We start from the raw sequence: 7,817 nt of genomic DNA, 5'->3' as shown, positions 1-7,817 counted from the left end.
CGAAGGTGGCAGGGCCGCAACCCTTGGTTGAACCGTTGTTCATGACGCTCACGGTCGGGGCAAGGTTGTGAAGGAGCAGGGGATTGTTGCTGACATCCAATCCATGGTGGTTGACTTGATAAACGTCCACCGTTCCCACCCGGTTGTCGGGACAAACGAGCGCTGCCTCGGTGTTCCAGGTCATGTCCCCTCCGTCAAAGAAGCGAAAATCCCCGACCTCAAGAACGATGGCGATGCTGTTGGCATTGTCCGAAGTGTCCCGGTCCATGTCTCGGCCGGTATCGCACTTGACCCCCGCAAGCCGGGGCGTGCGTTCGATGAATTTTTGATTGGCCGCAACGACGGTAATTTTGACTGGAGCTTGTCCGATCGGAGAGGGTTTGAGTGGCAGCACCATGCCGGGGGATCCCACCGTGCGTTTGCTGACCTTCATCTCCCGATAAGGCTTGATGAGGAGCGGCCATCGCGTGTCCGTGCGGTTGCCGTCGGGATTGGTCTCCGGCACGCCATTGTCATACACGTTGACGATGGGCATCTTCTGGGAAAGCTCCGCCGCTCCGCCGAAATGATCGAGGTGCATGTGGGTCGTGATCAGGTGATCAATGCGCTGCACTCCGGCCGGACCCGTGGCCACCTTGAAGATCCGCTCGGAATCGCGTCCGCCGGGATTGCCTGAATCGATCAAGATCGATTCGCCGGCGGGCGTGACCATCAAGGTCGAGCCGCCTCCTTCGGAATCGACCCAAAAAATGTCCAAGGTGCCGGTGGCCGGCCCGGCCAGCGCGGAGCCGGTCCCGACCCACGCGAGGGCCGCCATCACACTGGCGAGGATGGCCTTTCGAGATGAAGATGCGTTGGGCGAAGCGTTCATAGGAATGAATGTGAAATCAACCGATGGATCGACGGTTCCAGCCGGATGAGAGCAACTCACCGCCGAGGGTCTTTCCGAGGGAATTCGACACCAGCGAGTCTTAAATCAAATCAGCCCGCGAAGCAAGCCAGCCTGTGCAAGCGGCGATTCTCTTTTCGGCTTCCGATCTCCTGAAGGCTGAACTCCAAACCCTGTCCACTGCCTTGGACAGATGTTCGGAGTCCCGGCCACGAATCAAGATCAGCATCACTCGATCGATGTCTTCCCCTCTCCGTGAGATTCTTGCTTTCCCAGTCCCCTCCGCTTTTACCCATCACGGCTACTGATGGAGGTGGGGTTTGGGGGCTTGTTCGCCGAGGTGGCGGTTCACCGCGTTCAAGTAAGCGCGAGCGCTGCCCTCGATCACGTCGGTGGTCGCCCCTTTGCCCGTCACCCATTCCCCGCGGCCGAAGTCCACTTTGAGCGTGACTTCGCCCAGGGCATCCTGGCCTTCAGACACCGCGCGAATGGAGTATTCCATCAATTTGCCCTTCGTGCCGGTGAGACGGTCGATGGCCTTCAACGCGGCGTCCACGGGCCCGTCGCCGATGCTGGCGTCCTGCCGGGCGGCGCCATCCTTGTCGCCCGGCTTGCGCAACCGGACGGTCGCGGTCGGCACCGCCTGAGTCCCGGTCGTTACATGGAGGTATTCGAGCGACCATGTCTCGGGCACTTCCGTGATCTGGCCTTCCACCAGGGCGCGCAAATCGTCGTCGTACACGAATTTCTTCTTGTCCCCAATTTCTTTGAACCGGGCAAAAACGGACGCCACTTCGGCATCGCTCATCTTGAATCCGAGATGCTTGAGGCGGGCGGCCATGGCGGCCCGTCCACTGTGCTTGGTCAAGGGCAATTCCGTCGCGCCCCAGCCCACTTCCTGGGGATCCATGATCTCGTAGGTTTCACGCTTTTTGAGGATGCCGTCCTGATGGATGCCGCTCGAATGGGCGAAGGCGTTCTCGCCGACGATGGCCTTGTTGCGTTGAACCACCAATCCGCACATGCGGGACACGAGGCGCGAGCTCTTGACAATTTCGCGGGTGCGCACGCCGCTTTGGAATCCGGTAAAGAAGTCCTGGCGCGTGTGGATGGCCATGGCGATTTCCTCGAGCGCGGCATTGCCGGCGCGTTCACCGATCCCGTTGATCGTGCATTCGACCTGGCGCGCGCCGGCATGAAGCGCCGCGAGCGAGTTGGCCACGGCCAGTCCAAGGTCATTGTGGCAGTGGACACTGATGATGGCTTCGCCCGACTGGAATTCCGGCACGGAATCATGAAGACGCTTGATGAGCGTGCCGAATTGCCCGGGCACCGCCCAGCCGACGGTGTCGGGAATATTAATGGTCGTCGCTCCCGCGTCGATGACGGCGCGGCAAACTTCCACGAGAAAATCAGGTTCGGTCCGCGAGCCGTCTTCGGGAGAAAACTCCACGTCTTTCACGTGCGTGCGCGCCCGGCGCACGCTCTCGACCGCCAGCCGGATGATTTCGTGCTTGGCCTTGCCGAGCTTGAATTCGCGGTGGATTTTCGAGGTGGCGAGGAAGACATGGATCCGGCCCTTGCGTCCGGCGGGTTTCACCGCGGCACCGGCAGCGTCGATGTCCTTGGGCACACATCGTGCCAGACCGCAGATCACCGGCCCCTTGATTTCGCGCGCGATGGTTTGGACCGAGGCAAAGTCGCCCTCGCTGCTGACGGGAAAGCCCGCTTCAATGACATCCACGTTGAGCCGGGCCAACTGCCGGGCGACCTCCAGCTTTTCGCGAGGCGTCATGGACGCGCCCGGGCATTGTTCGCCATCCCGGAGGGTGGTGTCGAAGAGGATGATGCGGTTCTTTTTCATAGTCGGACTTCGTGGTTTTGCATTGGGCGGATTTTCGGAAAAACAAAAACCCCGCTGCCGGGCAGCGGCAGCGGGGTTTCGAAAATCCTAGGGATGATTGATTAGAACCCGGCTGCCGCGCTGCGATCAAGCAGCGCGTGGCTAAGCAGCAGTCCATTGAGGTTCAAACCAAACACAACTTTCCTTTAAGGGAGGAGGAGTGCCTGAGTCAACGGGATTCTCGGTTTTCTTTCGGCGCCAAGGTTTGACATTTGCCCCCCCCGACACTAAGCACGAGCAGAACATCCGCCCCGCGCGACAGGCTGGCTCCTGCCTTCGCCAAGGGCCGCCCGCGCATTCGCCATAGAGAAAGTCTTAACGCCTTATGTCCTCGCTCCCAGGGTCTTCGACCGTTTCTGTCGCTCCATTGAAAGTCATGCTGCTGCAACGGCGGGGGGTGGAACCCGACGGCCATGTCTCGGCCTTGCTGGAAGCTGTGTTGTCTGAGGCCGGGCATGAAGTGTTCATCGATCGCGGCGGATCCAGCGGTGTCGATTGGGCGAAGTTGATCGAGGAAAAAATCCGCCACGCGGACGTCGTGATCGCCCTGCTCTCGGAACATTCCATTCACAGCGAGATTTTTGGGTTCGAAGTGGAGCATTCCCACGACGCGGCGCAGAGCCAGCACGGAAAACCTCATTTGATTCCGGTGCGGGTGGCCTTTTCGGATCCGTTGCCCGATTCCCTGGGCGCGATTCTCGACTCGCTGGTGTATCATTTTTGGGAGGGGCCGCAGGATGACGCCCGTCTGCGGCAGGATATTTTGAACGCGCTGGCGGCGGTGCGACCCGCGGCGCCGCCCGTCCGGGTGTCGGTTGCCAAGGGCCTTCGGTTGCTGCCGCGTCCCACCCCGCTGCCGAAGCCCGTGAACGTCAAGTTGGAGGCACCCGCAACGCCGGCGCCCCAAGCACCCGTCCTCGAACCGGTCGGTGGTGCCGTGCCGCTGAATTCCCCGTTCTATCTGCAACGTCCGGCCGACCAGGAACTGAGGGCGGCCTTGACCCGCTACGACAGCATCATCCTGGTGAAAGGCGCGCGTCAGATCGGCAAGACTTCGCTCATGGCGAGGGGCGTGCAATACGCGCGCGAACGAGGAGCGCGGGTGGCGCTGACGGATTTTCAGAAATTCAACGCGTCGAATCTCGACAACGTCGCCTCGTTTTTCATCACGCTGGCGGAATCGTTGGTCGATCAACTGGAGCTCCCGGTGCTGCCCTCAGACCTCTGGGACGAACGCCGCGGGGCCAGCGTGAATTTCGAGCGTTTGCTCCGGCGGGAGGTGCTCAAGCACTTGAACGCCCCGCTCGTCTGGGGCCTGGACGAAGTGGACCGGCTTTTCACCTGCCCGTTCGGAAGCGAGGTGTTCGGGCTTTTCCGCTCCTGGCACAACGAGCGCGCTTTGGATCCGTCCGGACCGTGGGCGGGGCTGACGCTGGTGATCGCATACGCGACGGAGGCGCATTTGTTCATCACCGACATGAATCAATCGCCCTTCAACGTGGGCACGCGATTATCGCTCGAGGATTTTTCGCCGGCTCAGGTGGAGGAGCTCAACCGCCGTTATGGAGCTCCCTTGAAGGACGCGGAAGCGCTGAAGCGGTTTGTCGCGCTGGTCGGCGGCCATCCGTTCCTGGTGCGGCGGGGCCTGCATGAGCTGGCTTCGGGCAAAGCCTCCTTCGAGGAGTTCACCGCCAAGGCCAGCCGCGATGACGGCATTTTCGGCGACCACTTGCGTCGCATTTTGGTGCTGCTCGCCCGGGATATGGGATTGTCGCAAGTCATGGCCGGCGTGCTGCGCGGACAATCCTGTCCCACGCCCGAGAGCTTCTATCGACTGCGCAGCGCGGGCATCATTCATGGCGACTCGCAAGACCAGGCGCGTCCGCGTTGCAGTCTCTACACGGAGTTTCTCTTGCGGCATATTTAATCCGAACCCCGACCTTCGGAATCCAGGTCTCATCCGCCGTTTCCAGGTTCAAGGCCGTGCGAGCCAGACGGGTTGCGGCGAAATCTTCAAAGTGAGTACCGGGACTCGAACCCTTTCGAGAGGAACCTCGACTTCGATCGCGTTGGACTGGGATCTCCACGTGGCCGCGGACGCCACCCCGAGCCATTGAACCAAAGTATCGGGCATGGAGCGAAACGGGTGCAGCCGCAGCCGATTGGTTCTGGCGGGATTCAACACATGCACGAACCAGTTCGAGCCGCGCTCGGTGAAGCGCAGATCAAGCCCTTCCTGAGTTCTTAACTCCGGCACGAGCCAGGGACGCGTCGCATGAATGGCTTCGCCGTGAATGGACATCCACGCCCCGAGTTCCTCCAGCCGTCGGCGATGCAAAGCCGGGATGATGCCGCTCGCGTCCGGACCCACCGCGAGACTCAATCGACCGTTGCGCGACGCCACGTCCACCAGCAGCCGGACGAGATCCGGGAGCGCCAGGAGATCTTCTTCGCGCTCCTCCCGGTTGAATCCCGCCGAGCGGCCGAGCGGACGGGTCACCTCGAATGGACGCCCTTGCTGCCGGTCGCGATGGTCGAGGGCGGGAGTGGCGAAATCCGCGCGGGGTTTCCTGGCGGGACCCGGGTAAAGCCCGAGGCTGAATCGATCGTTCACGACTCCTTCGGGAACGGAGGCGTAATATTCCTCGTGAAGCGCCTCCACCCGCAGGTCAGCAGGGCTGCCAAGGTCGTTCCACAGCAGATCGGGTTTGGCCATGAAGATCAGTTCCCGCCAATGACGATCCACCGCGTGCAGGTAATTCGTTGGCGTCGGTGTGCTGATGAAAAGTTCAGCGATATTCGTGATGGGAACGCGTGTCACGGACCAATCGAGGCCGCCCGAATACGCGACACCGAAACGCAATCCGGACTTGCGGACCGCGGCCGCCAGTTCGCCCACAAAATCGCGCGGCGAAGCAAAAGACTCACCCGGCGCGGTTGCGGAAAATCGGCTCGGCCACATGAGGTAGCCATCGTGATGTTTGGCCGAAAAGACGACGTAGTGAGCCCCGGCTCGACGAAATAATTCGGACCAGTCCGCCGGGTTCCAAGCCGCCGCCGCCGACTGCAGCTTGGGGCCGAAATCCTCGTACCGAACCTTCTCGCCGTAGGTTCTTCGGTGAAAGCGTTCCACGGGACTGCCAGGGATGCGCAGACTGTTGGCATACCATTCGGCGCCGGAATGGCGAGCAAACCAAAGCTCCCAGCCGCCTCGGGTAAACATCTCGGAGGGTTCATCGGATCGAGGAGCGAATCCCGGCACCGCGTACGGGCCCCAATGGACGAAGACTCCGAGCTTGGCATCGTTGAACCAGCCAGGCAAAGGACGCCGCGGCGCTTCGTCCCATGCCGTCGGCAGAACCGACGCGGCCGTCAACGCAGTCCGAAGCCAAAGGAAGGCCAGCCACAAAACCCTCGATCCTAATCGAAGCGTCAACGGCATCCTTTGCGGCACTCGAGGTGGAAACTGGCCTCCAGGGAGCATCACACGATGCCGGCGATCACCTCCGCGTCGAGCACGCCGGTAAGCTTTTGTTCCAGACCTCCGTAGAAATAAGTCAGCTTCCGCGAGTCGAGCCCCATCAGGTGCAACAGCTAGAAATAAGTCAGCTTCCGAGAATCGAGCCCCATCAGGTGCAACAGCGTCGCGTGAAGATCACGAATGTGGTGCTTGTCGGTAACGGCCTCATGGCCGAGGTCATCCGTCTCACCATAGGAAACTCCCGCCCGAACGCCGCCCCCCGCGAGAAAGTAAGTGAATCCTTTCGGATTGTGATCGCGACCTTCTCCCTTGCCCTGAACGACGGGCTGGCGTCCGAATTCTCCTCCCCAAACCACCAGGTTTTCCTCGAGCAACCCGCGCTGCTCCAAGTCCTCGAGGAGTGCCGCGATGGGTTTGTCGATTTCGGGACAATGGATTTTCAAGTTCTCCTCGACACCGAGATGGGCGTCCCAATTCTGCTGTTGATGACCGCCACCGTGATAGATCTGAACAAAGCGAACTCCGCGCTCGACCAGCCGCCGCGCGGTCAGGCATTGCCGGCCAAAGGGCGCCGGGCCCAGACCCAGCGGGTGATCCGTTTTCGGATCCTCCAAGCCATAAAGGCGTTTGGTCGATTCGGATTCACCGGCCAAATCGAGCGCTTCCGGGGCGGTGGATTGCAGTTGAAAAGCGAGTTCGTAGCTCGCGATGCGCGCTTGCAGTTCGGAATAACCCGGACGCGCGGCCAGATGAGCGGCATTGAGCCGGTTGGCGGTTTCAATGAGATCCCGCTGCTGAGCCTCGGTCATGGAGCCGGCCGGTGAAAGATTGAGCACCGGCTGGCCTGCCGCGCGAAACACCGTGCCCTGAAACGCCGCGGGCATGAATCCGCTCGACCAATTGGCCGCTCCGCTGATGGGGCCTCCCCGGGAATCCAGCATCACCACGTAGTTGGGGAGGTTTTGGTTGATCGCGCCGAGTCCGTAGCTGAACCACGACCCCATGGAAGGATAACCCTGGACGACGCGGCCGCTGTTCATTTGAATCATCGCGGAGCCGTGGGCAAACGAATCGGCGTAGAGCGATTTCACCACAGCCAATTTGTCCATGTGCCGGGACAAATGGGGAAGGGCGTCGCTGCACCACTGTCCGGACTGGCCATGCCGCGCCCAAGTTCGCCGGCTGGCGAGCAGTTTCCCTTGCTGCATCGAGCGCCGCCGCAATTCCAAATCCACGGTCTTCCCGTCCCGCTTTTGCAGTTCGGGTTTGTAGTCGAAAAGATCCATCTGCGAAGGGCCGCCATACATGAACAAGAAAATGCAGGATTTGGCCTTGCCCAGCGGAATGAGAGGAGGAGCCGCCGCAAGTCCTGGTGTGGCGGCGGCCGCGGCGCCCAGGAAGAATCCGTCCGCATCCAGCATTCCCGTCAAGGCGAGTCCGGTGAACCCCGCTCCCATCTGCCAGAGAAATTCGCGGCGCCGTCCGGCACAAAGTCCGGCGGGTGCCGCGGCCACGCTGGGGGGCAGATGCGAGGAATCCTTCAT

4 protein-coding genes and 1 pseudogene are annotated in these 7,817 nt (G+C 61.4%); 1 reads left to right on the top strand and 4 read right to left on the bottom strand.

Annotation, left to right across the window (positions count from 1 at the left end; genetic code table 11):
* Both FJ404_13305 and FJ404_13300 read right to left on the bottom strand, forming a co-directional pair.
* The coding region (locus FJ404_13305) for an MBL fold metallo-hydrolase (GenBank protein ID MBM3823838.1) at positions 1 to 871 on the bottom strand (871 nt) is incomplete at its 3' end.
* A 319-nt stretch (positions 872 to 1,190) separates the two neighbouring features.
* Positions 1,191 to 2,753, bottom strand: coding sequence for a 2-isopropylmalate synthase (locus FJ404_13300; GenBank protein ID MBM3823837.1), 1,563 nt, complete (start codon positions 2,751 to 2,753; stop codon positions 1,191 to 1,193).
* Positions 2,754 to 3,117: 364 nt separating this feature from the next.
* Here FJ404_13300 and FJ404_13295 point away from each other — a divergent pair, with 364 nt between their 5' ends.
* Positions 3,118 to 4,719 carry a toll/interleukin-1 receptor domain-containing protein gene (locus tag FJ404_13295; protein ID MBM3823836.1) on the top strand — a complete coding sequence of 534 codons (1,602 nt, stop codon included), beginning with the start codon at positions 3,118 to 3,120 and terminating at the stop codon, positions 4,717 to 4,719.
* Between the two features lie 48 nt (positions 4,720 to 4,767).
* On the opposite strand, the gene FJ404_13290 is transcribed toward FJ404_13295, so the two are convergent.
* Together FJ404_13290 and FJ404_13285 are read right to left on the bottom strand one after the other, a co-directional pair.
* Entirely contained in the window at positions 4,768 to 6,279 is a 1,512-nt protein-coding gene (locus FJ404_13290) for an alpha-L-fucosidase (GenBank protein MBM3823835.1), read from the bottom strand.
* Positions 6,276 to 7,817, bottom strand: a pseudogene (locus tag FJ404_13285) (DUF1501 domain-containing protein). The gene FJ404_13290 and the pseudogene FJ404_13285 overlap by 4 nt, the downstream one beginning before the upstream one ends.

The sequence above is a fragment of the Verrucomicrobiota bacterium genome, assembly GCA_016871495.1.
Lineage (GTDB): Bacteria > Verrucomicrobiota > Verrucomicrobiia > Limisphaerales > VHDF01 > VHDF01.
Note: the sequence above shows the minus strand (reverse complement) of the source record. Positions and strands in the feature narration are given on the sequence as shown.